Source organism: Janibacter terrae NBRC 107853 (assembly GCF_001591405.1).
GTDB classification, from domain to species: domain Bacteria; phylum Actinomycetota; class Actinomycetes; order Actinomycetales; family Dermatophilaceae; genus Janibacter; species Janibacter terrae.
The window spans coordinates 1,226,765-1,248,792 of record NZ_BCUV01000007.1 but is presented as its reverse complement, the minus strand read 5'-3'; the positions used below and the strand labels follow the sequence as shown (position 1 = coordinate 1,248,792).

At 72.5% G+C, this 22,028-nt stretch carries 20 protein-coding genes; 2 read left to right on the top strand and 18 right to left on the bottom strand.

Annotation, left to right across the window (positions count from 1 at the left end):
• Position 1: 1 nt before the first annotated feature.
• Genes JT1_RS15730 through JT1_RS15710 form a run of 5 tightly spaced genes read right to left on the bottom strand, consistent with a single transcriptional unit; the run spans position 2 to position 5,011 of the window.
• Positions 2–694 carry an LppX_LprAFG lipoprotein gene (locus tag JT1_RS15730; protein ID WP_082807715.1) on the bottom strand — a complete coding sequence of 231 codons (693 nt, stop codon included), beginning with the start codon at positions 692–694 and terminating at the stop codon, positions 2–4.
• A 53-nt stretch (positions 695–747) separates the two neighbouring features.
• The gene (locus tag JT1_RS15725; RefSeq protein WP_068328664.1) at positions 748–1,965 is read right to left on the bottom strand and encodes an AAA family ATPase; all 1,218 of its coding nucleotides are present in this window, start codon (positions 1,963–1,965) and stop codon (positions 748–750) included.
• A gap of 25 nt (positions 1,966–1,990) precedes the next feature.
• The gene (locus JT1_RS15720) at positions 1,991–2,929 is read right to left on the bottom strand and encodes a tetratricopeptide repeat protein (RefSeq protein ID WP_169702036.1); all 939 of its coding nucleotides are present in this window, start codon (positions 2,927–2,929) and stop codon (positions 1,991–1,993) included.
• Positions 2,930–2,931: 2 nt separating this feature from the next.
• Positions 2,932–3,972: a tetratricopeptide repeat protein gene (locus tag JT1_RS15715; protein ID WP_068328656.1), complete on the bottom strand. Its 1,041-nt coding sequence runs from the start codon at positions 3,970–3,972 to the stop codon at positions 2,932–2,934.
• A 10-nt stretch (positions 3,973–3,982) separates the two neighbouring features.
• Positions 3,983–5,011, bottom strand: coding sequence for an FAD-dependent monooxygenase (locus JT1_RS15710; protein WP_068328646.1), 1,029 nt, complete (start codon positions 5,009–5,011; stop codon positions 3,983–3,985).
• A gap of 48 nt (positions 5,012–5,059) precedes the next feature.
• Here JT1_RS15710 and JT1_RS15705 point away from each other — a divergent pair, with 48 nt between their 5' ends.
• Together JT1_RS15705 and JT1_RS15700 are read left to right on the top strand one after the other, a co-directional pair.
• Positions 5,060–6,235 carry an acyl-CoA dehydrogenase family protein gene (locus tag JT1_RS15705; RefSeq protein WP_068328643.1) on the top strand — a complete coding sequence of 392 codons (1,176 nt, stop codon included), beginning with the start codon at positions 5,060–5,062 and terminating at the stop codon, positions 6,233–6,235.
• Positions 6,236–6,238: 3 nt separating this feature from the next.
• A complete protein-coding gene (locus tag JT1_RS15700) occupies positions 6,239–7,327 on the top strand; it encodes an acyl-CoA dehydrogenase family protein (protein ID WP_068328640.1) in 1,089 nt (362 codons plus the stop codon).
• Positions 7,328–7,390: 63 nt separating this feature from the next.
• On the opposite strand, the gene clpB is transcribed toward JT1_RS15700, so the two are convergent.
• The 13 genes from clpB to JT1_RS15635 form a co-directional block, all read right to left on the bottom strand.
• Positions 7,391–9,955 carry an ATP-dependent chaperone ClpB gene (clpB, locus tag JT1_RS15695; RefSeq protein WP_068328636.1) on the bottom strand — a complete coding sequence of 855 codons (2,565 nt, stop codon included), beginning with the start codon at positions 9,953–9,955 and terminating at the stop codon, positions 7,391–7,393.
• 93 nt (positions 9,956–10,048) lie between these two features.
• A complete protein-coding gene (locus JT1_RS15690; RefSeq protein ID WP_218005612.1) occupies positions 10,049–10,894 on the bottom strand; it encodes an HpcH/HpaI aldolase/citrate lyase family protein in 846 nt (281 codons plus the stop codon).
• A gap of 2 nt (positions 10,895–10,896) precedes the next feature.
• Positions 10,897–11,898, bottom strand: coding sequence for an NAD(P)H-dependent flavin oxidoreductase (locus JT1_RS15685; RefSeq protein ID WP_303621118.1), 1,002 nt, complete (start codon positions 11,896–11,898; stop codon positions 10,897–10,899).
• A gap of 57 nt (positions 11,899–11,955) precedes the next feature.
• Positions 11,956–12,768: an enoyl-CoA hydratase/isomerase family protein gene (locus JT1_RS15680; RefSeq protein ID WP_068328634.1), complete on the bottom strand. Its 813-nt coding sequence runs from the start codon at positions 12,766–12,768 to the stop codon at positions 11,956–11,958.
• Positions 12,765–13,634, bottom strand: coding sequence for an FAS1-like dehydratase domain-containing protein (locus tag JT1_RS15675; protein ID WP_082807711.1), 870 nt, complete (start codon positions 13,632–13,634; stop codon positions 12,765–12,767). The genes JT1_RS15680 and JT1_RS15675 overlap by 4 nt, the downstream gene beginning before the upstream one ends.
• A complete protein-coding gene (locus JT1_RS15670) occupies positions 13,631–14,827 on the bottom strand; it encodes an acyl-CoA dehydrogenase family protein (protein ID WP_068328631.1) in 1,197 nt (398 codons plus the stop codon). The genes JT1_RS15675 and JT1_RS15670 overlap by 4 nt, the downstream gene beginning before the upstream one ends.
• Before the next feature lie 16 nt (positions 14,828–14,843).
• The gene (locus tag JT1_RS15665) at positions 14,844–15,305 is read right to left on the bottom strand and encodes a MaoC family dehydratase (protein WP_068328628.1); all 462 of its coding nucleotides are present in this window, start codon (positions 15,303–15,305) and stop codon (positions 14,844–14,846) included.
• Positions 15,302–16,525, bottom strand: a complete 1,224-nt coding sequence (locus JT1_RS15660) for an acetyl-CoA C-acetyltransferase (RefSeq protein ID WP_068328625.1) — start codon at positions 16,523–16,525, stop codon at positions 15,302–15,304. The genes JT1_RS15665 and JT1_RS15660 overlap by 4 nt, the downstream gene beginning before the upstream one ends.
• Before the next feature lie 48 nt (positions 16,526–16,573).
• Positions 16,574–17,308 carry a 3-oxoacyl-ACP reductase FabG gene (fabG, locus tag JT1_RS15655; protein ID WP_068328622.1) on the bottom strand — a complete coding sequence of 245 codons (735 nt, stop codon included), beginning with the start codon at positions 17,306–17,308 and terminating at the stop codon, positions 16,574–16,576.
• Positions 17,305–18,516 (bottom strand): CoA transferase, encoded by a 1,212-nt coding sequence (locus JT1_RS15650; protein WP_068328619.1) that lies wholly within the window; start codon positions 18,514–18,516, stop codon positions 17,305–17,307. The genes fabG and JT1_RS15650 overlap by 4 nt, the downstream gene beginning before the upstream one ends.
• Positions 18,513–19,661, bottom strand: coding sequence for an acyl-CoA dehydrogenase family protein (locus JT1_RS15645; RefSeq protein ID WP_068328616.1), 1,149 nt, complete (start codon positions 19,659–19,661; stop codon positions 18,513–18,515). Before JT1_RS15645 ends, JT1_RS15650 begins: the two co-directional genes overlap by 4 nt.
• A gap of 59 nt (positions 19,662–19,720) precedes the next feature.
• Positions 19,721–20,926, bottom strand: a complete 1,206-nt coding sequence (locus JT1_RS15640) for a CaiB/BaiF CoA transferase family protein (protein WP_068328613.1) — start codon at positions 20,924–20,926, stop codon at positions 19,721–19,723.
• An 81-nt stretch (positions 20,927–21,007) separates the two neighbouring features.
• Positions 21,008–21,877 carry an acyl-CoA thioesterase gene (locus JT1_RS15635; protein ID WP_068328610.1) on the bottom strand — a complete coding sequence of 290 codons (870 nt, stop codon included), beginning with the start codon at positions 21,875–21,877 and terminating at the stop codon, positions 21,008–21,010.
• Positions 21,878–22,028: the final 151 nt, after the last annotated feature.

Below are 22,028 nucleotides of genomic sequence, written 5' to 3'. Positions count from 1 at the left end.
GTCAGGACGCGGGCTCGGAGATCTCGACGGCCTTGCCGTAGTCCTTGATCTTGAGCGTGAAGGTCGTCTCCTGCTCCTCGTAGAAGTTGCCGGTGATCTCCGCCGAGCGCAGCTCCCCGCTCTCGGGCTCGATGCCGTACGTGACGTCGAAGTCGTCGGCGCCCTCACCGAGCGCGAACAGTCGGTGGACGTCCTCGGCCGGGACCTTGCCGGTGTACTCCTGCAGGACGGTGTCGCCGGCGCGGGTGCGCTCCCCTTCGCTCGCGTCGGTCGTGCCGGCGAGGATCTGGTCGACGCCGCTGCCGGGGCGGAAGAACTCGGCCGGGTTGGGCGCGCCGAGGTCGGACATGTCGACCGGGTTGAAGTCCTTGGTGAAGAAGGACATCCACGTCTTGTCGTCGACGGCGATGATCTCGACGCCTGCGGAGTTGCCCCGGATGACCCCGGTGACCTCTCCCTGGAACTTGGGCGTGGTCGTGTCGACGATGCCCGAGCCGTCCGCCGCGGACACGCCGTCGCGCCCCTTGGGGATGGCGGACTGCTTGAGGTCGAAGCCGACCGCACCGGCGTCGACGAAGGCCGTGCGCGCCGTCTCGAGGGCCTCTGCGGGCGGGGCTGCGTCCTCGAAGGCCGAGCAGCCGGCCGGCAGTGCCAGGGCGAGGGGCACGGCGGCCACCAGGAGTCGTCGTCGCATGTCGGCCAACCTAACCGCTGCGGGCACCGGTCCCGGTGCGGACGTGACCCGGGTCAACGCACCTTGTTCTTGCGCATCCAGTCCCGCAGCTCGTCGTAGGCACCATCGACGTTGGCGAACTCCACGACATTGCGCGCGGACGTGAACCACGGCCCGGTGGAGGGGCGCACCTCCCCGAGCGAGCGCTTGAGGTCGGCCATGCCGATCCAGCGCATCGTCCCGGTGCGCGCGCCCTCCATGAGGGCGAACTCGGTGGCGGTCTCGCAGACGTGCGCGATGTCGGCGCCCGAGAGGCCCTGCGACCGGCGCGCGAGCCAGGCGACGTCGACGCCCTCGACGGGCCGGTCGGCGAGGTGGTGGCGGAAGATCGCGGCCCGCGCCTCCTCGTCGGGCGGGGCGACGAAGAGCGTGCGGTCGAGTCGGCCGGGGCGGCGCAGGGCCGCGTCGACGTCCCACGGCTGGTTGGTCGCGCCGACGACGAAGACCCCCTCGTTGTCGGCCTCGACCCCGTCCATCTCCATGAGCAGCTGGTTGACGACCGTGCGCAGGCCACTGTTGTGCGTCGTCGCACGCTTGGCGCCGATGGCGTCGAGCTCGTCGAGGAAGACGACCGTCGGCGCGTGCGAGCGGGCGAACTCGAAGATCTCCGAGACATTGCGCTCGGACCGGCCCGTGTACATGTCGAGGACGTCGCTGATCCCGACGTTGACGAAGCCGGCGCCGAGCTCGCCTGCCAGGGCGCGGCCGACGAAGGTCTTGCCGCAGCCGGGCGGACCGTAGAGGAGGATGCCGCCCTTGAGCGACTTGCCGTACGCCTTGCGCAGCTCCGGATGGCGAAGGGGGGCGAGGAAGGCCGCGTCGAGCCGCGCCTTGACCTGCTGCATGCCCCCGACGTCCTCGAGCGTGATCGCGGGACGCTCGAGGTCGTGCGCGGCGACCTCGGACGCGCCCGGGTCGCCGTCGACGAACATCGGCTGCGGGGAGATGTCGCCCATCTCCCCCTCGGCGGCGCTCCAGTCGAAGCCGTCGTGGGAGCGGGCAGGCGCGGGCGTGGTGGGCCCGGGTGAGGTGGGCCCTGGCGTGAGGGCCGCGGCCATCAGCTCCCGCGCCGCGGCGTTGGCCGGGTCCTGCTGGAGGACGGTGGCGCAGTGGGTGACGGCCTCGTCGCCGCGGCCGGCGTCCACGAGCAGCTGCGCGAGGTGGAGACGCAGCGGCAGGTCCTGCGGGCTGGCTCCGACGGCGCGGGCGAGTGAGTCGATGAGGTCGCTCATGGGCCCATCCTCCACGACACCCGGCTCACCACCGGCTCCAGGCGATGACGATCGCCGCGACGCACGCGACGGTGACGACGACGGCCCAACCGGTGGCGACGCGGTGGGCACGGGAGAAGCGGCGCAGGTACGCCCTTCGTCCTCGGGGGACGGCGCGGGCCCAGGCGAGCGCGGGCAGGGCGAGCAGCAGCGGCGGGAGGAGCGAGACGGCACGCCCGACCCACGGCAGCGACCCGGTGGCCATGACCGTGACGAGCTGCCCGACGACCAGTGCGGTCCACAGCCCGAGCAGGAAGACGAGGACCAGGTCCATCGACCCCGCGGACCGGCCGTCGTCGAGCGCGGCCTGACGCACGATGCGGGAGGTGGCGCTCCCGATGCGGGCGCCGCGCAGGTCCGTGCGGGCCAGCTCGGTCATGGCCCAGGCGTGGTGGGGGTCGAGACGCAGGGCCTCCATGAGGTGCCAGCGGGCCGCGTCGCGCTGCGCCCGGGAGCCTCCGGGCGAGCTGGGCCAGAGGGTGATGCCCATCGTCACGTGGCTGTCGGGGTCGCCCGGGTCGAGCGAGAGCGCGTGCGCCGCGACGGCCACGGCTCGCTCCCGGGTCCCGATGTCCTGCACGAGCACGAGCGCGACCTGCCGGTGCGGGCCGGGGGCGAAGGGAGCCAGCCGCGTCGCCTCGACCGCCGCCTCGTAGGCGCCGGCGCGGTCGCCGCGGACGTGGAGGACCGACGAGCGGATCATGTGCAGCCCGGGCTCGTCGGGCGCGACGGCGAGGGCTTCGCCGACGGCGCGCAGGGCCTCGGCGCCGCGGTCGAGCTGGTGCAGCGCGCGGGCACGCAGGGTGAGCAGCTCGGGGTCGTCCGGTGTCGCCGCGAGGCCGGACTCGACGGTCGCGAGCGCCTGCGCCACCCGCCCCAGGCCGAGCTGTGCGTGGACCCGCTCGGCCGCTCCCCCGGCTGGCACGCCTAGCGGTTGCGGGCCCAGGCGACCCACGACAGGACCGCGCCGACGAGGAGGCAGCCGACCCCGATGCCGTAGGCCCCGGCGAAGCCGGTCGCCGCACCGAGGAGGAAGGCGAGCACGCCCACGAGGAGCAGGCAGGCCCAGATCGCGACGAGCGGCTGCCGCCGCGCGAAGCCGCGGAGGTAGGCACCGCGGGCGGTCGGCACCTCGCGCAGCAGGCGCACGACGATGAACCCGACGGCGAGGAGCGAGAGCCCGGCGATGATCCCGAAGCGGGGGCGCTCCGGGATCGCGTCGATCCGACCGATGATGAAGACCGACAGGAAGAGCGCCCAGTGCGCGATCGCCACGTTGTTGGTCAGGGCGACGTCCATGTTGGCGTGGAAGAGCTGCTCCTGAGGTGACCCCGACACGGCTCGCGCGAGGGTGCCGGCGGCCGCAGCGGGGCGCCGGCGCGCCATCTGGATGCGCGCGAGCTCGTTGAGCGCCATGGGCGACTCGGGTTCGAGGTCGAGGGCGGCGCGCACGTGGTGCTCGGCGAGCTCGAGGTCGCGCCGTCCGGGTCGGCGGCCCTGCGGGAAGACGGCGTCCACCATCGCCAGGTGGCTGTCGGCCTCACGGGGACCGAGCTCGAGGGCGCGCCCGGCGGCGAGCCGTGCCTCGGCGGACCACTGCGGACCGCCCGCCGCGTAGGCGCGAGCCAGCTGGCGCTGCGGCTCCGGCTCGAAGGGGGCCAGCCGCGCCGACTCGCCGGCGGCCGCGACGGCGTCGCCGTGGTGGCCGAGTCGCGACAGGGCCATCGACGCGAGGAGGTGCAGGGTCGGGTCGTCCGGGTCGGCGACGAGCGCGTGGTTGGCCGCGTCGAGGGCCCACTGCGAGCGACCGGAGTCGAGGAGGGCGACGACGCGCAGGCGTTGCAGCTCGGCGTCGTCCGGGGCGCTCGCCAGGGCCTGATCGACGTCCTGGAGCGCCGCGTCGTAGAGCCCTCGCGACAGGTGGAGGCGCACGCGCTCGCGCGCGACGTCCAGGTGGTCGTGGTCCACACGCCAGAGACTAGGGCACGAGGCGCAGCGCTCGGTCGCGCACACCGCGGCCGCGGCGGCTCGTCGCCGCCCGGAGGGCGACGGTCGCGGTGAGCCGCAGGACCTGGCCGGAGGCGTGGCGGCGTCTGCTGTAGGCGAGGGGGGCTCCCTTCGTCCCCCGGCGGTGGATCTCCTCGGCGAGGACGACCGCGTCCCGGAGGGCCTCGTTGGCGCCGCGGCCGAGGTTGGGGCTCATCGCGTGCGCGGCGTCGCCGACGAGGACGAGGCCGTCGTCGACGATCGTGCGCATCGGCGGCGCGAGGAGCACCCGCTGGACGTCCGCGGCATCGCCGACGCGGGCCAGGACGTCGCGGACCGTGGGGTCCCAGTCACCGAAGTGGCCCCGCGCGGCGGCGACCGCCTCCGCCGGGTCGACGGTGACGCCCCGGTGGTCGGCGCGCACCGCGCAGAACCACGCGACGCCCTGTGGGCCGGGCGTCGTCCCGAAGAGGCCGTCCGGCCCCCACCACTCCGTGGCGCTCGTCGTCGGCGGTCCGGGCAGGTGGCCGCGCAGCGCGATCCACTCCGTGACGACCGGCGCGCTGCCCTCGAAGGCCTGCTGCCGGCAGACCGAGCGCACCCCGTCGGCCCCGACGACGAGGTCGGCGCCGACCTCCGCGGCGAGCGCGCGCGGGTCGGTGACCTGCCGGGTCGTGCGCGTGACCGAAGGGGGGATCCCCGCCTCGAGCGACGTCACGAGATCGCGGCGCGGGACGAACCACAACGGCAGGTCGCGGCGGGCGACGAGGGGGGCGCCGTCCGCCGAGCGGAGCGCGGCCCGCTCGACCGGCAGCGCGGTGCGCCGGACCGTCTCGCCGACCCCGAGGTCGTCGAGGGCCGATCGGCCGCCGCGCCACAGGGCGAGGACGGTGCCGTGCCCGGCCCGCTCGGGGCGTTCCTCGACGAGAGTGACATGCACCCGGCGCGGGTCGAGGGCCGCGGCGAGCGCGAGGCCGGCGATGCCGCCCCCGACGACGAGGACGTGATGGCGTGGTCGCACGGGTCCACCCTGCCAGCAACCGGAGGTCGTCCCGACTAGCCTGACCCCATGCATCGACGCCTCTCAGCCGACGACTCGGCCTTCCAGCAACGGCTGCGTGAGTACTTCACGACGACCTTCCCCCAGGATCTCCGCGACAAGGTCGGGGCGGGCGAGAAACTTGGACCAGAGGACATCCGACGCAGTCAGGCAGCCCTCGCCGAGGCGGGTCTCGCCACGCCCGGGTGGCCGACGGAGTGGGGCGGTCAGGACTGGACCGCGTTGCAGAAGCACATCTGGAACACCGAGCTGCAGGCAGCGGGTGTCCCGCCGCCGCTCCCCTTCAACGCGTCGATGGTGGGGCCGGTCATCGCGACCTTCGGGTCCCAGGAGCTCAAGCAGAGGTTCCTCCCCAAGACGGCCACCGCCGAGATCTGGTGGTGCCAGGGGTTCTCCGAGCCGGGTGCCGGGTCGGACCTCGCGTCCTTGCGCACGACCGCTGTGCGCGACGGTGACGTGTACGTCGTCAACGGCCAGAAGACCTGGACGACCCTCGCGCAGCACGCCGACTGGATGTTCGCCCTCGTCCGCACCGACCCCGCGGCACCCAAGAAGCAGGCCGGGATCTCCTTCCTGCTGCTCGACATGCGCAGCGAGGGGGTGACGGTCCGGCCGATCCGCACGCTCGACGGGGGCCAAGAGGTCAACGAGGTCTTCTTCGACAACGTCCGCGTACCGGCCGACCAGCTCGTCGGCGAGGAGAACAAGGGCTGGGACTACGCGAAGTTCCTGCTGGGCAACGAGCGCGTGGGCGTCGCCAACACCGGGCTCGTCAAGCGCTGGCTCGTCGAGCTCAAGGAGCACGCTCGACAGGTGCGCCTCGGCGACGGCACCCTCCTCGACGACCCGGGCACGGCCGCGCGATTCGCCGACCTCGAGTCGCGGCTCATGGCGCTCGAGCTGACCGTCGTGCGGGTCTCGGGCACCTCGGAGGACGGCCGGCCCAACCCGGCGTCCTCGATCCTCAAGCTGTGCGGCTCCCAGCTCCAGCAGGAGGTCCTCGAGCTGGCGGTGGACATCAGCGGCCCGATGGGCCTGGTCTGGGACGAGCTCGACTCCGTGCCGGCCTGGGCCGCGCGCAGCGTCCCCACCTACCTCAACTACCGCAAGGCGACGATCTACGGCGGATCCAGCGAGGTCCAGCGCGGCATCGTGGCCGCGACCATCCTCGGACTGAAGGGCTGACCCATGGACTTCACCCCCACCGACGAGCAACGTGCCCTGGCCGATGCCGTCCGCGGCGTGCTGCGCCGCCACGGCTCCCCTGCGGCCGAGCGCGGCGACTCCGCCGCCCCTGCTCACCATGACGAGACCGTCTGGTCGGGTCTGGTCGAGACAGGCGTGCCGGCTCTGCTCTGGTCCGAGGAGGACGGAGGGGTAGGCGCCGGTTTCGCCGACCTCGCCGCCGCCGCCACCGAGGTCGGCCGGTCCCGAGTGCAGGTACCGCTCGCCGAGACGGTCGTCGCCGGGTCGCTCGTCCGCTCCCTCGCCACCGACGAGGTCCGCCGCGAGGTCCTCGCCGGCCTGTCGTCAGGAGAGGTCCTGGCGGTTCCCGCGCTCGCCGAGCCGATGCGCGCGTGGTCCCCCGTCCCGACCGACGTCACCGCGACCGGCGCCGACGGTGCGTGGACCCTCACCGGCACCAAGTCGCCCGTGCGCTACGCCCCGTCCGCGACCCACCTGGTCGTCACGGCAGCCACGGACGCGGGGACCGGGGTCTTCCTCGTGTCGACCACGGGTGCGACCACGCAGGAGGTCGTGCTCGACGCCACCCCTGCGACCCTGCTCGGGCAGGGGCCGGCCGCCGACACCGCGCTCCGTGAGGCGCTCGCCTCCGGCCACACGGTCCTGTGCGCCGAGGCGATCGGCGCCATGGACGAAGCCCTGCGCCTCACGACGGAGTACCTGCGCACCCGGACCCAGTTCGGCCGCAGCCTCGCCAGCTTCCAGACCCTGACCCACCGGGCCGCCGACATGTACGCCGAGCTGGAGCTGGCCCGCAGCGCGACGCTCTACGCCGCGATGGTGGTCGACGAGTCACCCCTCGACGTCGACACCGTCCTGCGCGCCCTGGTCGTCGTGGACAGGGCAGCCCGGCTCGTCGGCCAGGAGGCCATCCAGATGCACGGAGGCATCGGGGTCACCGCTGAGCACCCGGTCGGGCACCTGACCTCCCGGCTGACGATGATCACCCGCACGTGGGGTGACCGGCGAGCACACCTCGCGGACCTGTCCGAGCGCATCGCCGACCACGCCGGCGTCGACGTCCTCGCGTGAGCCACGAGGGCCCACGGACTCCTGGTCCGTGGGCCCTCGTCGACCGTGCCGGCGGTTCGGCCCTCAGCGAAGGGAGAGCCGCCCCCCTTCGTCATCGACGTCCACGACGACGGTCGAGCCGTCGCGCACGTCACCGGCGAGCAGGGCGGTGGCCAGCCGGTCACCGATCTCCTTCTGCACCAGGCGACGCAGCGGTCGGGCGCCGTAGGCGGGGTCGTACCCGGTCTCGGCGAGCCACTCGCGTGCGGCCGGGGTGACCTCGAGCCCGATCCGCCGGTCGGCCAGGCGGGTGGTGAGCTCACGCACCTGCAGCTCGACGATGTGGCCGAGCTCGTCACGGGTCAGTGCGTCGAAGATGACGATCTCGTCGAGCCGGTTGAGGAACTCCGGCTTGAAGGACTGCCGCACGAGGCCCATGACCGACTCGCGTCGCGCCTCCTGCTCGATGAGCGGGTCCGTGAGGAACTGGCTGCCGAGGTTGGAGGTCATCACGAGGATGACGTTGCGGAAGTCCACCGTGCGCCCCTGACCGTCGGTCAGGCGGCCGTCGTCGAGCACCTGCAGCAGGATGTCGAAGGTCTCGGGGTGCGCCTTCTCCACCTCGTCGAGGAGCACGACGGAGTACGGACGGCGCCGCACGGCCTCGGTGAGCTGGCCGCCCTCCTCGTACCCGACGTAGCCGGGAGGCGCACCGATCAGGCGCGCGACCGCGTGCCGCTCGGCGTACTCCGACATGTCGATGCGCACCATCGCACGCTCGTCGTCGAAGAGGAAGTCCGCGAGCGACTTGGCCAGCTCCGTCTTGCCGACACCGGTCGGGCCGAGGAAGAGGAAGGAGCCGGTCGGCCGGTTCGGGTCGGCGATGCCGGCCCGCGAGCGGCGCACCGCGTCGGAGACCGCCCGCACGGCCGCGGTCTGGCCGATGAGGCGTGAGCCGATGATCGACTCCATGCTCAGCAGCTTCTCCGTCTCGCCCTGGAGCAGGCGCCCGGCCGGGATGCCGGTCCAGGCGGAGATGACCTCGGCGATGTCGTCGGCCCCGACGCGCTCCTTGACCATGAGGTCGTCGTCGCGGTTGGCCTCGGCCTCGCTGGCCTGCGCGAGCTCGGCCTCCAGCGCGGGGATGTCGCCGTACATCAGGCGCGACGCCCCCTCGTAGTCACCCTCGCGCTGCAGCCGGTCGGCCTGGGTGCGCAGGTCGTCGAGCCGCGCCTTGAGGTCACCGACGGCGTTGAGGCCGGTCTTCTCCGCCTCCCACCGCGCGGTGAGCCCGGCGAGCTCCTCGCTCTTGTCGGCGAGGTCCTGGCGCAGCCGCTCCAGGCGCTCCTTCGACGCGTCGTCGCTCTCCCGGGCGAGGTGCAGCTCCTCCATCTTCAGCCGGTCGACGGCGCGGGAGAGCTCGTCGATCTCGACCGGGCTGGAGTCGATCTCCATGCGCAGCCGCGAGGCCGCCTCGTCGACGAGGTCGATCGCCTTGTCGGGCAGCTGCCGACCGCTGATGTACCGGTCGGACAGGGTCGCGGCCGCGACGAGCGCAGTGTCCTCGATCTCGACCTTGTGGTGCGCCTCGTAGCGCTCCTTGAGACCGCGCAGGATCGCGACGGTGTCCTCGACGCTCGGCTCGCCGACGAAGACCTGCTGGAAGCGTCGCTCCAGCGCCGGGTCCTTCTCGATGTGCTCACGGAACTCGTCGAGCGTCGTCGCGCCGACCAGCCGCAGCTCGCCGCGGGCGAGCATCGGCTTGAGCATGTTGCCCGCGTCCATCGCGCCCTCGCCGGTGGCGCCGGCGCCGACGACCGTGTGCAGCTCGTCGATGAAGGTGATGATCTGCCCGTCGCTGCTCTTGATCTCCTCGAGCACCGCCTTGAGCCGCTCCTCGAACTCACCCCGGTACTTCGCACCCGCGACCATGGCCGCGAGGTCGAGGCTGACGAGCCGCTTGTCCCTCAGCGACTCGGGCACGTCGCCGTCGACGATGCGCTTGGCCAGGCCCTCGACGACGGCGGTCTTGCCGACGCCGGGCTCGCCGATGAGCACGGGGTTGTTCTTCGTCCGACGAGAGAGCACCTGGACGACGCGGCGGATCTCGGCGTCGCGACCGATGACCGGGTCGAGCTTGCCGTCACGAGCGACCTGGGTGAGGTCGGTGCCGTACTGCTCGAGCGACTCGCCACCCTCGCTCGGGGTCTCGGAGGTGACCTTGCGTCCACCGCGCAGCTCGTCGATCTTCGCCTCCATGTCGGCGGCACCGCGCTTCTCGACCGCCGCGAGGTGGCCGCCCTCGGCGAGCGCGAGGAGGAGCAGGTCGAGGGCGAGGTGGGTGTCCCCCTTCGCCCGCATGAGGGTGTCGGCCTGCTGCAGGACGGCCAGCGCCTCCCGGCCGAGCGAAGGGGAGGCCGCGGCACCGCTCGTGGTCGGCAGCGCCGCCACGGCCCGGTCGGCCTGGCCGAGCACGTGGGCGGCGCCGGTCCCGGCGGCCTGCAGGAGGGTGTCGCACTGCGGGGTGTCGAGGCGCACGAGGGCGCTCACGAGGTGGGCGGGGGTGATCTCCGGGTGCCCCTCGGTCTGCGCGGCGCGCTGCGCGAGGGCGATCGCCTCGGCCACCTTGGCGGTCGGCTTGAGCTCCATGGGTCTCCTTCACGGCTGGTGGGGGTCTCTGCTGGGAGCAACCTCTCCAGAGTTGAGTCTATTCCGCTCAACCCTCTGCCGTGAAGGGCCGGGTCAGGGTCGGCCGCGCCCGGCCGCCCCGAGGACCCGGCGGGCCCGGTCGACGACCGGCTTGTCGACCATCGTGCCGTCGAGCGCCACCGCCCCGGAGGTCGCGGACTCCCAGGCCTCGACGACCCGCTGCGCCCACGCCACCTCCTGCGCCGAGGGGGCGAGCGCCGCCGCCACGACGGGCACCTGCCGCGGGTGGATGCACAGCTTCGCGGCGTACCCACCGCGGAGCGCGTCGCGCGTGTCCGCCTCGATCGCCGCGGCGTCGTCGATGGCGCCGCTCACCCCGTCGACCGGCGCGGGCAGACCGGCCGCCGCGGCGGCCACGACGAGCTGGGTGCGCAGCGAGCGCAGCGTGTCGCGATCGTCCGGGTGGAGCCCCAGCTCCGTCGCGAGGTCGAAGTTGCCGAAGGCCAGGCGCACGACGCCCGGCACCGCCGCGGTCGCAGCTGCGGCGAGCACCCCCGCGGCGGTCTCGACCAGCGCGAGCACGCCGGCGTCCGGACGCTCCCGGCGCAGGCGGGCGACGAGCTCGGACACCACGGACGGGTCCTGCGCCTTGGGCAGCAGCACCACGTCGACGTGCGGCGCGAGCGCCGCGACGTCGTCCTCGAACCACGGGGTGTCGGGCGCGTTGACCCGCACGATGCCGGCCCCTCCCCCGGCGAACCAGCGGACGACCTCGGCGCGCGCCCCCTCCTTCGCCTCGGGGGCGACGGCGTCCTCGAGGTCGACGACGACCACGTCCGCACCGGAGTCCACCGCTTTGGCGAACCGCTCCGGGCGGTCTCCGGGCACGAAGAGCATGGTCTGCGCGGCCGCGACCTCGGCGACCCGGGAGGCTGCCACGATCAGACCCCCGCCGGCTCGGTCACGAGGAGCCCGGACAGCCGCTCGGCGATCACCCCGGCGGCGTCGTCGACGATGCGATCGACGAGCTCCGCCACGGTCGGGACGTCCGTGACGAGTGCCTGGACGAGGCCGACGCTCCAGATGCCCGCGTCGAGGTCACCGGTCTCGTACACGCCTCGGCCGCGGGCGCCGGCCACGAGCTCGCGCACGTCGGCGAAGTCGGCCCCCGCCTCCAGTCGCGCGACGACCTCGCGGCTCACGGCGTTGCTCGCCACCCGGGAGGTGTTGCGCAGCTGGCGGAGGATCAGCTCTGTGGCGTGCTCGTCACCGGCGACGACCGCCTGCTTGACGTTGTCGTGCACCGGCGCCTCGACCGTCGCCATGAACCGCGTGCCCATGTTGATGCCGTCGGCGCCCAGGGCGAGGGCCGCAGCCAGACCCCGCCCGTCGCCGAAGCCTCCGGAGGCGATGAAGGGGATCGTCAGCGCGTCGGCCGCCCGCGGGATGAGCACGAGACCGGGCACGTCGTCCTCGCCGGGGTGCCCCGCGCACTCGAAGCCGTCGATGCTCACCGCGTCCACCCCGAGCGCCTGCGCCTTGAGCGCGTGCCGGACCGTCGTGCACTTGTGCACGATCTTCACTCCGTGCGGCTGCAATGCCTCGACGTGCTCGGCCGGCAGGTTGCCCGCCGTCTCGACGATGCGCACGCCGCCCTCGACGATCGCCTGCCGGTACTCGTCGTACGGCGGTGGGGTGATCGTCGGCAGGATCGTCAGGTTGACGCCGAAGGGCCGGTCGGTCATCTCCCGCGTGCGGGCGATCTCCGCCGCGAGGGCCTCCGGCGTCGGCTGGGTGAGGGCGGTGAGCATGCCGAGGGCGCCGGCCTCGGCGACGGCCGCGACGAGCTCGGCCCGGCCGACCCACTGCATGCCGCCCTGGACGACGGGGTGGTCGATGCCGAAGAGCTCGGTGAATCGGGTCCGGATGCGGGTCGAGGTCACTGCGTGCTCCTGGGGGTGGGGACGAAGGGGGATCGGTCGGGTGAGCGGTCGGGGGGCCTACAGGCGCCAGCGGCCCTCGAAGACCGGCTCGGTCTTGTCGAGGAAGGCCTGCTTGGCGACCGGCCCGTCGGTGCCCTGGTTGACGACCTGGGCGACGGCCTCGCGCTCCAGCGCCTCGCGCAGGGACGAGCCGCTGCCGGCGTGCAGCATCTCCTTGGTCTGGGCGAGGGCGATCGGTGGGCCTGCGGCCAGCCCGGCGGCGAGATCCTCGACGAACTCGTCGATCTCGTCGGGCTCCTTCAGCCAGGTGACCAGGCCGAGCCGCTCCGCCTCCGGCCCCTCGATGATCTCACCGGTCAGGGCCAGTCGCTTGGCCTGCTGGATCCCGACGATGCGGGGCAGCAGCCAGGTGCCACCGAAGTCGACCGACAGCCCGCGCTTGGCGAAGATCTGCGAGAAGCGTGAGCGCGGGGTCGCGACGACGAGGTCGCAGCCGAGGGCGAGGTTGCAGCCAGCGCCGACCGCGACCCCGTCGATCCTGGCGACGACCGGCTTGGGCAGCTCGTAGAGCGTGGCCGCGATGTCACCCAGCGCACGCATCCGGGTGAGGGCGTGGCGGGGGTCGGGCGGTCCGCCGAGGTCGGAGCCGGCGCACAGGTCGCCACCGGTGCCGCACAGGACGACGGCCCGGACCTCCGGGTCGACGCGCACGGCCTCGACGACCTCCCCGAGGAGCTCCCAGGAGGCGGTCGTCATGGCGTTCTTGCGACGGGGGCGGTTGATGGTGATCGTGGCGACGCCGTCGGCGACGTCGAGGAGCACCTCGGGCTCGATGACGTCCGGGAGCGGCTCGCTGGTCTGCGCGGTCATCGGGTACCTCCGTCGGTCGTCCGGGACAGGGTCGCACTCGCGGTGGTGCGCCCGTGGACGTCGAGCACGCGCACCGCGTCGTCGACGGACCCGGCCTCGTCGGCTCCCTCCTCGTCGACTCCTGCCGGGGCAGCGGTCACCGTCTGGGTGCCCACGAGGGGCGCCACGAGGCGGTAGTCGAAGACGCGGCCGAGCAGCCCGGCGCCCTGCCGACGCACGAGCTCACCCATGAGCAGTGCCTGGAGCGGGCCGTGGACGACGAGGCCCTCGTACCCCTCGACGGCGCACCAGCCAAGGTCGTAGTGGATGCGGTGCGCGTTGTACGTCAGCGCGGAGAAGCGCATGAGCGCGACCTCGTCGGCGCGGAACCGCAAGGTGGGACCCGCCACCGGCGCGGGCTGCGCGTCGAGGGTCCCGACGGGTACCTCCAGGGCGGAGCCGGCGGCGCGGTAGACGATGTCGTTGTCCTCGACGACCGCCACCTCGTCGGCCTGGCTCACCTCGGTGCGCACGGAGACGAACCGCAGTGTGCCGGAACGACCCTCGACCTCACGCGAGCCGGTCACCCAGGTGCGGCGCGTCGCCTGCTCACCCATCCGCAGGGGACGAAGGGAGTGCACCCGGCCTCCCGCGAACATCCGCTTGGTGCCCGGCCCGGGCGGCGACGGCACGCCCGTCAGCGGGTGTCCGTCGGGCCCGATCTGCGCGGCGCCCGGCCGCTCGAGCAGGTGCACCCAGTGCCACAGCGGCGGCAGCTCACCACCGTCGAGCAGCGCGGGGTCGAGGTCGAGGAGCCCGGCGAGGCCGAGGGCGGGGGCCGGGTCGATGACCCCCGTCACCTCGGTCCGTCCGGCGTCCGCCGTCACGGCGCCACCGTGTTGCGCTTGACGAGCTGCGCGGCGATGACATTGCGCTGGATCTCGTTGGTGCCCTCGCCGACGATCATCAGCGGGGCATCACGGAAGTAGCGCTCCGCGTCGAACTCGGTCGAGTACCCGTACCCGCCGTGGATGCGCACGGCGTCCAGCGCGATCTCCATGCCCGTCTCCGAGGCGAGGAGCTTGGCCATGCCGGCCTCCATGTCCGCGCGTGCCCCGCTGTCGTACACGCGGGCGGCGTGCAGGGTCAGCTGGCGGGCCGCGGTGAGCTTGGTGACCATGCCGGCGAGGAGGGCACCGATCTGCTGGTGCTTCCAGATCGGCTTGCCGAAGGACTCGCGCTCCTGCGAGTACTGCAGCGCGTCCTCGAGCGCGGCCCGACCGACACCGAGCGCCCGCGAGGCCACCTGGAGGCGACCGACCTCGAGCCCGCGCATCATCTGCGAGAACCCCTGGCCCTCGACGCCGCCGAGGACCTGGCCGGCGTCGACGTGCAGGTCCTCGAAGACGAGCTCGCAGGACTCGACACCCTTGTACCCGAGCTTGGGCAGGTCACGGCTGACGGTGAGGCCGCCGCCGGTGTCCGAGCCACCCATGTCGTGGCCGTCGAGCTGCTCCTTGTCGACGAGCAGGATCGAGATGCCCTTGTGCGCGGGGGTCGCGGCCGGGTCGGTCTTGCACAGCAGCGCGATGAGCGTGGACCTGCGCGCGTTGGAGATCCACGTCTTGCTGCCGTTGACGACGTACCCGCCCTCGCCCTCGCGGGCCGCGGTGCGCATCGCCTGCAGGTCCGAGCCGCCACCCGGCTCGGTGAGGGCCATGGTCGCGCGCACCTCGCCCGTGGCCATACGGGGCAGGTAGCGGTCCTTCTGCTCCTGGGTCCCGAAGTCCTGGATGAGCTTGGCGACGACGGTGTGCCCGCCCATCGCGCCGGCGAGGCTCATCCACCCGCGGGCCAGCTCCTCGGTGACGAGCACGTAGCAGGGGGTGCTCACCCGGCCCGGGCCCCACGGCTCGTCGATCGCCAGACCGAAGATGCCGATCTCCTTCATCGTCTCGATGTACGACTCGGGGTAGGTGTTGGCGTGCTCGATCTCGCGGACGGTCGGCTTGACCTTCTTGTCCACGAAGTCACGGACGATCTTGACGATCTCCCGCTCCTCGGCGTTGAGGTCCTCCATGTCGTGCCTTCCTGTCTCAGCCGGTGATGAGGGTGATCTGCTGCGCGACGCACGCGGGCCGCTCGACCCCCTCGATCTCGATGACGTACCGCGTGACGAGCTGGGTGCCCTTGGGCAGGTCGTTGACCTCTTCGAAGGTCGCCGTCGCCCGGATGCGCGAGCCGACCTTCACGGGGTTGGTGAAGCGCACGCTGCCCAGCCCGTAGTTGAGCCGGGCGCCGCCGAACTCGAGTGCGAAGAGCTGCGCACCGAAGGACGGCAGGAGCGAGAGCGTCATGAACCCGTGGGCGATGGTGCCGCCGAAGGGCCCCTCCTTCGCCCGCTCGACGTCGACGTGGATCCACTGGTGGTCACCTGTCGCCTCGGCGAAGAGGTCCACCTGCTGCTGCGTCACCTCGACCCACTCGGTCGTCCCGATCTCCTGGCCGACGAGGGCCTTGAGCTGGTCGAGGTCGCCGATCCGGCGGGGGGCGCTCACGCGTCGACCCGCTCGAAGATCGCGGCCAGCCCCTGGCCGCCGCCGATGCACATCGTCGCGAGCCCGTGCCGGCCGTCGCGTCGGTGCAGCTCACGGGCGAGCGCGCCGGTCATGCGACCACCGGTCGCGCCGACCGGGTGGCCGAGCGAGATGCCGGAGCCGTGGACGTTGGTGCGCTCGTGGTCGGCCTCGGTGAACTTCCACTCGCGCATGACGGCGAGCGCCTGCGCCGCGAAGGCCTCGTTGAGCTCGATGACGTCGAGGTCGGCCAAGGTGAGGCCGGCGATCTCCAGGGCCTTGGCCGTGGCCGGGACGGGCCCGATGCCCATGACCTTGGGCTCGACACCGGAGACCGCCCAGGACTTCAGGCGCATGAGCGGGCGCAGGCCCTGCGCGTCCGCGGTGGCGCGGTCGGTGACGATGACGAAGGCCGCGGCGTCGTTCTGGCCGGAGGCATTGCCCGCCGTGACGGTCGCGTCCGGGTCGGTCTTGCCGAGGATGGGGCGAAGGGAGGACATCGTCTCCATCGACGCGTCGTGCCGGATGTGCTCGTCGGCGTCGACGACGAGGTCCTCGCCCCGGCGACGGGGCACCCGCACCGGGATGATCTCCTCGGCGAGGATCCCGTCGCGCTGCGCCTGCGCGGCACGCTGGTGGGACTGCACGGCGAGGGCGTCCTGCTCCTCGCGCGGGATGGAGTACTGCGCCCGGAGGTTCTCCGCGGTCTCGATCATGCCGCCGGCGACCGGGTAGTGGACACCGCCCGCGGTCTCCCGACCGCGGCCCATCATGTCGTGCATCTTGACGCCACCCTTGGCCCCCCAGCGCATGTCGAGGCTGTAGAAGGCGGCATTGCTCATCGACTCCACGCCGCCGGCGACGACGCAGCTGTTGGCGCCGGTCATGACCTGCATGACGCCCTGGATGATCGCCTGCAGGCCCGAGCCGCAGCGGCGGTCGAGCTGCATGCCGGTCGTCGTGATGGGCAGGCCAGCGTTGAGGGCGATGACCCGGCCGATGGCCGGTGCCTCGCCGTTGGCGTAGCAGTGGCCGAGGATGACGTCCTCGATCGCCGACGGGTCGATGCCCGTCCGCTCGACGAGACCGGTCATCAGCTGGGTGCCGATGTCGGCGGGCAGCAGCGGTCGCATCGATCCGCCGAAGGCCCCGACAGGGGTCCGGTAGGGGGCACAGACGACGACGTCCTGGGGGTCACGCATGGGGTTCTCCTGCAACTTCGTTGGGCGGGATGTGGGGGTGGTGCCGGGTCACATGAAGCGGCCGCCGGTGACCTCGAGCACCGTGCCGGTCATGTAGGAGGACAGGTCGCTCGCGAGGAAGAGGGCCACCTTGGCCACCTCGTCGGGCTCGCCGGCGCGCTGCATCGGGATCTCGGCCATCTTCTGGTCCCACGCCTTCTGCGGCATGGCCTCGGTCATGGCCGAGCGGATGAGACCGGGCTGGATCGCGTTGACGCGCACACCGTGGTGGGCCATCTCCTTGGCCGCGGCCTTGGACATGCCGACCATGCCGGCCTTGGCGGCCGAGTAGTTGGTCTGGCCGACCATGCCGACCTTGCCCGAGAGCGAGGAGATGTTGACGATGGCACCGGACTTCTGCTCGCGCATCACGGCCGCCGCGAGGCGGGTGCCGTTCCAACAGCCCTTGAGGTGGACCGAGATCACCGACTCGAAGTCGTCCTCGGACATCTTGCGCATCGTCGCGTCGCGGGTGATGCCGGCGTTGTTGACGAAGACGTCGATGCGTCCCCACCTCTCGACGGCAGCGTCGATGAGCGCCTGCACCTGGGCGGCGTCGACGACGTCGCAGGCCAGGCCCACGGCCTCGCCGTCGAGGCCCTCGGCGGCCTCGTGGGCGCGGTCCCCGTCGAGGTCGCCGATGACGACCTTGGCGCCGGCCGCGACGAACTCGCGGGCCATGGCCAGGCCGAGGCCCTGGGCCCCGCCGGTGACGACGGCGATCTTGTCGGTGAGCAGTGTCATGCGATCTCCCTGAGGGTGTGGACGGGTGCGTCGACGACGCGCGACGACAGCAGTGCGGAGTAGCGGTCCTCGCCGACGCGCGGTGCGAGGACCTCGTGGGTGTGCTGGCCCACGGCCGGGGCCGGCCGGGGGGCGGGCCGCTGCTCGTCAAAGACGAGCGGCGAGCCGGGCGCGAGGTGGGGCCCGATGCCGGGCTGGTCGAGCTCGGCGAAGAGGGGGTTGTCGGCGAGGTCGTCGGCCGCCTGCGTGAAGGTCCGGTACGGCGACCACAGGACACGGTGCCCCTCGAGGGCGCGGGTCAGCCCGGCGAGGTCGTGCCGCCGGAACCACGGCTCGAGGAGCGCGCTGATCACCTCCCGGTGGGCATAGCGCTGCTGCTCGTCGTCGAGGTCGATGTGCAGCGCGGCCTCGATCCCCTCGATCGCCGCCCGCAGCCCGGTGACGTCCAGCAGCGTGTGCCAGTGCCGGGCCGTGAGGACGACGAGCATGACCCGCTCGCCGTCGGCGAGCGCGAAGTCGCGCCCGTACGTGCCGTAGACGTGGTTGCCGTCCGGGCCGCGCTCCTCGGGCTCGTCCTGGGCCTGGGTGAGCAGGCCCAGGTTGCCGGCCGTGGCGAGCGCGACGTCCTCGAGGGCGAGGGTGATGCCGGCGCCCCGCCCGGTCTCGTGGCGCTGGTGCAGCGCGGCGAGGACACCCGTGGCGAGGTAGAGCCCGGCGGCGAGGTCCCAGGCGGGCAGGACGTGGTTGACCGGCACGTCGCCGCCCTTCGGCCCGGTGACCTGCTGGAACCCGACCTTGGCCTGGACGACGTAGTCCACGGCGCCGGCCCCGGTCCAGGTCCCGCTCAACCGGACGTGCACGAGCCGCGGGTTGCGCTCGCGCAGTGCCTGCGCCGTGACGAGTCCCTTGTACGGCGCGTTGGCGATGACGACGTCGGCCTCGCAGGCCAGGTCGGCGACGACCTCCTGCCCCTCCCGGGTGGACAGGTCGACGGCGATGGCGCGCTTGCCCTTGTTCAGCCCGGTCCAGTAGTAGCTCGAGCCACCGCTCGCCGTGGGCAGGCGCGTCCGGTCGGGCGCACCGCCCGGGGCCTCGACGCGGATGACGTCGGCCCCGAGCTGGGCGAGCGTGAGGCCGCACAACGGGGTCGCGACATAGCTCGACAGCTCGAGGACGCGGACGCCCTCGAGCGGCAGCCGGGTCGTCATCGACGGGCTCCGCGGATCATCTGCTTGGCGATGATCGTGCGCTGGACCTCGCTCGTCCCCTCGTAGAGACGGAAGAGGCGGGCATCGCGGTAGAACCGCGAGACCTTGACCTCCTGCATGTACCCGAGACCACCGTGGATCTGCACGGCCCGGTCGGCCACCCGGTCGACCATCTCGGTGCAGAAGAGCTTGGCCGCCGACGGCGCCAGGCGCATGTCGCTGCCGTCGTCGTAGGTGCGAGCGGCCTCGACCACCATCGCGCGACCGGCATAGGCCTCGGTGTGGCAGTCGGCGAGCATGCCCTGCACGAGCTGGAAGCTCGCGATGGTGGAGACACCCTGGGTCTGGGTGGTCGCGTGGGCGACCGACTCCTCGATCAGACGGTCCGCTAGGCCGACGCACAGCGCCGCGATGTGCAGGCGGCCCTTGGCCAGCGAGCGCATCGCCGCAGCGAACCCCTCACCCTCGACCCCGCCGATGAGCGCGTCCGCGGGCACACGGACCTGGTCGAAGAAGACCTCCGCGGTGTGCGCACCCCGCTGGCCCATCTTGGCGTCCGCCGGGCCGACGCTCACGCCGTCGAGAGCGGACTCGACCGCGAACACCGAGATGCCCTTGGTGCCCTCGGAGACATCACCCGTGCGAGCGAAGACCATGAAGACATCGGCCTCGGGCGCGTTGGTGATGAAGCGCTTCTGCCCGCTGATGAGGTAGTCGTCGCCGTCCTTGACGGCCTTCGTCCGCAGCCCGGAGGGGTCAGACCCCGCGTCGGGCTCGGTCAGGGCGAAGGAGGCGATGAGCTCGCCGGCGGCGAGCCCGGGGAGGTACTTCTCCTGCTGCTGCCGCGTGCCGAAGTTGACGAGCACCTGGCCGGCGATGCCGTTGTTCGTGCCGAACATCGAGCGGAACGACGGGGTCGTGCGCCCGATGACCATCGCGAGCTGGACCTCCTCCGACATCGTCAGCCCGAGACCGCCGTGCTCCTCGGGCAGGGCGTACCCGAACAGGCCCATGCGGGCGGCGGCCGTGCGGATGCGCTCGGGGATCTCGTCGGTCTCCTCGATCTCGTCCTCGGCCGGGACGACCTCCTTGTCGACGAAGGCGCGCACGGCCTCGAGGATGGATGCGAACTCTGCGGACTCCATCAGTGGGGTCCCTCTCTCTTCGTTGAGCGGTGGGTGGTCGGGGTGGGTCGTCGGCACCGTCACTGGACGGTCTGGCGCTCCCGGAGCGTGCCGATCTCGTCGTCCGAGAGGCCGAGCCGGGAGAGGACGTCGGAGGTGTGCTGACCGAGGGCCGGCACGTCCCCCATCGCCAGCTCGACGTCCCTGAAGTTCATGGGTGGCAGCACCGCGCGGACGGGCCCGACCTCGGTACCGACCTCGCGCCAGCGGTCGCGCTCGCTCAGCTGCGGGTGCTCGACGAGGCCGGACATGTCGTTGATCTGCGCGGCGGCGACGCCGGCGGTCGCGAGGGCCTGCTCCAGCTCGGCGGTCGCCATCCGGCGGGTGCGCTCGGCGACGGCGGCGTCGAGCTCGTGCCGGTGGCCGACCCGGTCGACGTTCGTGACGAAGCGCGGGTCGAGCGCCAGCTGCGGGTCGCCGAAGACCTGCTCGCACAGCAACCGCCAGCCACGGTCGTTCTGGATGCCGATGAGCACCTGGCCGTCCGTGGTGGGGAAGGCGTCGTAGGGCGCGATCGCCGCGTGGCTCAGGCCCATCCGCGGGATCTGCCGGTCCTCGTACAGCTGGACGTACATGGGGTGGCCCAGCCACTCGACGGTGGCGTCGAACATCGAGACGTCGATGACCGCCCCCAGACCCGTGCGCTCCCGGCGGTAGAGCGCCGAGAGGACGGAGGAGAAGACGTACATGCCGGCGGCGATGTCCGAGGTCGGGATGCCGGTCTTCGTCGCCTCGTGGGGCGTGCCGGTGATCGAGACCAGCCCGGACTCCGCCTGGACGAGCATGTCGTAGGCCTTGCGGTCGCGGCGCGGCCCGCTCGTGCCGTAGCCGGTGAGACCGACGGCGATCAGGCGCGGGTTGCGCGTCGTGAGCGTCTCGACGTCGAGCCCGAGGCGGTCCGCGGCACCCGGTGCGAGGTTCTGGACGAAGACGTCGGCGTCGTCGATGAGACGCAGGACGAGGGCGCGCCCCTCCGCCGACTTCAGGTCCAGGGCGATCGACTCCTTGCCCCGGTTGAGCCAGACGAAGTGGGAGGCGAGGCCCTTGACCGAGGCGTCGTACGCCCGGGCGAAGTCCCCCTCGCCGAGTCGCTCGACCTTGACGACCTCGGCCCCCAGGTCGGCCAGGTGGCGGGTCGCGAGTGGCGCGGCGACGGCCTGCTCGAGGGCGACGACGCGCACTCCCGCGAGCGGGAGGTCGGAGCTGGGGGCGGACGACTGTGTCATGTCACTGATCCTCTCCGGGCTGATTGAGATCATCAAGCGCAATCTGGATATTGCACTGATGCACACAGTGCAATAGTCGAATCAGGCCAGCTTGACGAGTGCGAGCTGCCCGAGGCTCGCGACGTGCCGACCACCGGTGAAGACCTCACCGGCGCCCAGCGCGCGGCCGTGGGCCACGCGCCGCACCGCGACGTCCATCTGCACCCAGTCGACGAGGTCGGGCAGGTCGTGGAAGGTCATCGTGTGCGTCAGGCTGAGGATCCGGCTGCCGGCGACGTGACGGCTCGTCCCCGTGCTGCGGAAGGCCGGCTCGACGAGGCTCATGTCGGACACGTAGGCGATCACCGCGGCGATGCGCAGCGGGTCGTCGGCGAGCTCGCCGCGCAGCCGCCACCACAGGCTCTGCTCGCTGCTGCGCTCGGGCGAGGGCTCGAGGAAGGTGGGCTCCTCGACGTGCCGCAGGTCGACCGGCCGGGGGATCCGCCACCACACCGGGATGCGCTCGTCGCCGCCGTAGCGGGTCGCGAGGTCGACGAGCCCGTCCGGCCCGGCCACCCGACGCGGCGCGAGGTCCGCGTACGAGGGCAGGTCCTCGCGGACCCGACCCAGGCGCACGGTCGCGGTGAACAGCTCCGCCCCGTCGTCCGCGACGAGCGCGACCCGACGGCTGACCATGCTCGGGGCCTCCCCGAGCGTCGTGGCGCGCCACCGGTTGCGGCCGGTCACGGGCACGCCGGCGAGGAAGTCCGCCTGCAGGGAGAGGGGGGCCACCCCCTTCGCCATGCCCTGGCCGGCGACGACCACGGCCTGGGCGAGGAGCAGCCCGCCGAAGACCCGGTCGTCCGGCACCGGCTGGTCCGGGGCGCTCCAGACCTCGCCGCCGTCCTCGTCCTGTTCCGCAGTCAGCGTGAGCATCTCCCACAGCCGACGGAGCGTGATGTCATCGACCACCGGGCCACCTCTCGATCTCGTGTGGCGCCGAGCCTAGGGCCGTTCACGGTATGGATCTGAGGGTCATTGATGCTCATGTAACAACAGTGGTGGGTCGAAGAAGTATTGGAGTTCACCCCGTCCCTCGCTGCAGGCTGGCCCCCACGAGCGC

Excerpts from the sequence above, each read along its gene's own strand:
- JT1_RS15730 (WP_082807715.1), bottom strand. The coding sequence starts at position 694 with ATGCGACGACGACTCCTGGTGGCCGCCGTGCCCCTCGCCCTGGCACTG.
- JT1_RS15725 (WP_068328664.1), bottom strand. The coding sequence starts at position 1,965 with ATGAGCGACCTCATCGACTCACTCGCCCGCGCCGTCGGAGCCAGCCCG.
- JT1_RS15705 (WP_068328643.1), top strand. The coding sequence starts at position 5,060 with ATGCATCGACGCCTCTCAGCCGACGACTCGGCCTTCCAGCAACGGCTG.
- JT1_RS15700 (WP_068328640.1), top strand. The coding sequence starts at position 6,239 with ATGGACTTCACCCCCACCGACGAGCAACGTGCCCTGGCCGATGCCGTC.
- clpB (WP_068328636.1), bottom strand. The coding sequence starts at position 9,955 with ATGGAGCTCAAGCCGACCGCCAAGGTGGCCGAGGCGATCGCCCTCGCG.
- JT1_RS15680 (WP_068328634.1), bottom strand. The coding sequence starts at position 12,768 with ATGACCGCGCAGACCAGCGAGCCGCTCCCGGACGTCATCGAGCCCGAG.
- JT1_RS15670 (WP_068328631.1), bottom strand. The coding sequence starts at position 14,827 with ATGGAGGACCTCAACGCCGAGGAGCGGGAGATCGTCAAGATCGTCCGT.
- JT1_RS15660 (WP_068328625.1), bottom strand. The coding sequence starts at position 16,525 with ATGCGTGACCCCCAGGACGTCGTCGTCTGTGCCCCCTACCGGACCCCT.
- fabG (WP_068328622.1), bottom strand. The coding sequence starts at position 17,308 with ATGACACTGCTCACCGACAAGATCGCCGTCGTCACCGGCGGGGCCCAG.
- JT1_RS15650 (WP_068328619.1), bottom strand. The coding sequence starts at position 18,516 with ATGACGACCCGGCTGCCGCTCGAGGGCGTCCGCGTCCTCGAGCTGTCG.
- JT1_RS15645 (WP_068328616.1), bottom strand. The coding sequence starts at position 19,661 with ATGGAGTCCGCAGAGTTCGCATCCATCCTCGAGGCCGTGCGCGCCTTC.
- JT1_RS15640 (WP_068328613.1), bottom strand. The coding sequence starts at position 20,926 with ATGACACAGTCGTCCGCCCCCAGCTCCGACCTCCCGCTCGCGGGAGTG.